Origin of the sequence: Bacillus cereus group sp. BfR-BA-01524, assembly GCF_022662595.1 — a bacterium.
GTDB lineage: Bacteria > Bacillota > Bacilli > Bacillales > Bacillaceae_G > Bacillus_A > Bacillus_A thuringiensis_S.
In genome coordinates this window covers 1-2,646 of the sequence record NZ_JAKUDW010000204.1, presented here as the reverse complement: position 1 = coordinate 2,646, position 2,646 = coordinate 1, and the positions used below count along the sequence as shown (strand labels likewise).

The following is a 2,646-nucleotide window of genomic DNA, read 5'->3' as shown; positions in this document are numbered from 1 at the left end:
CTTCCATCCCTAATTAAATTGACATAAATTGTCCCCTTCCCTAGACCATCCAATGTGATGGTCTATTTTATTTTCCAAACACAAAATCAATCTATCTGTACTTAAATAAAAAACGAAAAATTCAGAAAATATTGTCAAATTAGGTATTTTTTCGGTACAATTACTTTAGGAAGGAATTTCGCAAAAACAAAAGGGGGGATTTTATTGAAACAAACAAAAGCAATCTTAATCGCATTATTTCTAGGTCTAGTTGTCGGACTCACTCTAAATTTAGCCGCTCCATCTATCTTTGAGCCACTAAATCAATATGTGTTCAACCCAATTGGTCAATTGTTTATTCGACTTATTAAAATGCTAGTTGTTCCTGTTGTGTTCATTTCTATCGTACTTGGTGCTGCCGGCCTTGGAGATCCGAAACAACTTGGAAGAATCGGTTTAAAATCAATTTCATTCTTTCTCGTAACAACTGCGGTTGCCATCACTATAGCGGTTACATTTGCACTTATTATAAAGCCAGGAGCTGGCGGTAATTTTAAAACAGAAGGTCTTAAGTATGAAGGGGCAAAAACTGAAACATCTTTCGTCGACACATTGCTAAATATCGTACCAGATAACCCAGCAAAAGCGATGGCTGACGGAAACATGTTACAAATCATTGCCTTTGCCGTATTGATTGGACTTGGTATAGCTATTTTAGGAAAACGAGTTCAAGGTATCCATTCATTACTTGAACAGGGCAACGAATTAATGATGTATCTTGTTAATCTCGTTATGAAATTAGCCCCAATTGGAACATTCGGTTTGCTCGCTTCATCCGTTGGTAAAATGGGTCTTGCAGGCGTCGCTGCGATGTTCAAGTATATGATTGTCGTTATGTTAGTACTCATTATTCACGGGGTCTTTGTATATGGCGGCTTATTAAAGGTATTAGCAAAAGAAAGTATTGTTCGTTTCTTTAAACATTTCGGACCAGTAATGGCAATTGGATTTAGTACATCTAGCTCTAATGCATCGCTTCCTTTTGCAATGAAAACAGCACAAGATAAGCTTAGCGTTCCAAAAGCGATAAGCTCATTTGTACAACCACTAGGGGCAACTATTAATATGGATGGTACTGCCATTATGCAAGGGGTAGCCACTGTATTTATCGCTCAAGTATACGGAGTTGAACTTACATTACCGCAATTAGCTATGGTCGTATTAACTGCTGTACTAGCTAGTATCGGTACTGCTGGTGTGCCAGGTGTTGGACTTGTAATGCTTACAATGGTTTTAAATCAAGTAAATCTACCAGTAGAAGGTATCGCTTTAATTATCCGTATTGACCGTATTCTAGATATGTCTAGAACAGCTGTAAACATTTCTGGTGATGCAATTTGCGCAATGATTGTCGCAAAATCAGAAGAAAAATATAATACTGATCAATCGGCAGCATCGTAAATCAAAAAAGGAGTGAATATATTCACTCCTTTTTTGATTTACTCCCTTTTTTAGAACGATATTCTTTCCCTTTATTATCATTACCAGTTTCAAATTCAGTGCTAAATTCCTGATTAAACTGGCCGGACTTTGGTGACCCTTGATTACCGCTCCCTTTACTACCGTTACGATTCGTCATACTTCTCCCCCCCTTCCTTGTATTAGTAGTATGGCGCTCTATCTTTTTTCATACACATTTTATTTTTTAACATCTATTACACACGAAAGAAGACCTTCCATATATAAGGAAGATCTTCTCTTTCATTACGTAAGCGTTTTCTTGTTTATTATCACTTAAATAAGTTTTTTGGAAATCGAAATCATTACATTCATTTCATCTTCTGAAAGTGTAGAGAATCTTTCTTGTAAATATTGTTTTTTCGCATCTTCCATTTTCGCAACTAAATCTTTCCCTTGTTCTGTAATCTCTAAATACACAACTCGGCGATCTGATGTAGAACGTGAACGAGTTACAAAACCTTTATTAATTAATTTTTCTGTAACAGCTGTAATATGACTATTCGACACATTTAATTCATTTGCTACACGCGATACCATTTCTTTATTCGTACGATTTAATATTCTCAGGACGATGAATTCATTCCACGGTATGTAACCACCGAATATTTTTCCGATATCATTACGCAATGTGCGAAACATAGCAAACACATTTGTCGATAGTTCTTCCATTAATTGCTCTCGATTTTGAGACAACTTTGACAGCTCCTTTTATTTCATTTAGTTAAATAAAAACCTTATTAATAATTTTACATGAAATCTTACTTTTTGTCACCTTATTTTCCCATAATTCGTAGTTTTTTAATATGTATTTCATGATAAAATGAAGTTAACTTCCAGAAAAAGGGGGTATTTTAATGCATGAGGAGGAGAAATTCTCAAATCTCAGCCTAAAAGATAAAACGATTATCATTAGTATTATTGCTCTTTTTCTCATTATAGTTTTTGCATTTATATTTTTTGTATATGTAGGAATCTTTCAAATTACAGGTATAGAGTATAGTTCACGTACTGCGTTACTTCTCTTTTTTTTATTAATCACTTTCTTAGACAGTATTACATTTTTCATCTTCAGTTTCTTCAAAGCGCTGCTATATCCACTAACACAAAACATGCCAAATTGGATTTCTATTACTCTTTTCTCATTCA

4 protein-coding genes are annotated in these 2,646 nt (G+C 34.7%); 2 read left to right on the top strand and 2 right to left on the bottom strand.

The features are described from left to right. The first annotated feature begins 204 nt into the window (after positions 1–204). Positions 205–1,440 carry a dicarboxylate/amino acid:cation symporter gene (locus MR170_RS30300; RefSeq protein ID WP_242310581.1) on the top strand — a complete coding sequence of 412 codons (1,236 nt, stop codon included), beginning with the start codon at positions 205–207 and terminating at the stop codon, positions 1,438–1,440. 22 nt (positions 1,441–1,462) lie between these two features. Here the strand turns inward: MR170_RS30300 and MR170_RS30295 are convergent, their stop codons facing one another. After that, positions 1,463–1,618, bottom strand: a complete 156-nt coding sequence (locus MR170_RS30295; protein WP_000184928.1) for a hypothetical protein — start codon at positions 1,616–1,618, stop codon at positions 1,463–1,465. Between the two features lie 155 nt (positions 1,619–1,773). Next, the gene (locus tag MR170_RS30290) at positions 1,774–2,193 is read right to left on the bottom strand and encodes a MarR family winged helix-turn-helix transcriptional regulator (protein ID WP_000081434.1); all 420 of its coding nucleotides are present in this window, start codon (positions 2,191–2,193) and stop codon (positions 1,774–1,776) included. A 161-nt stretch (positions 2,194–2,354) separates the two neighbouring features. Here MR170_RS30290 and MR170_RS30285 point away from each other — a divergent pair. After that, on the top strand, positions 2,355–2,646 hold a 292-nt coding region (locus MR170_RS30285), incomplete at its 3' end, for a YrvL family regulatory protein (RefSeq protein WP_242310579.1).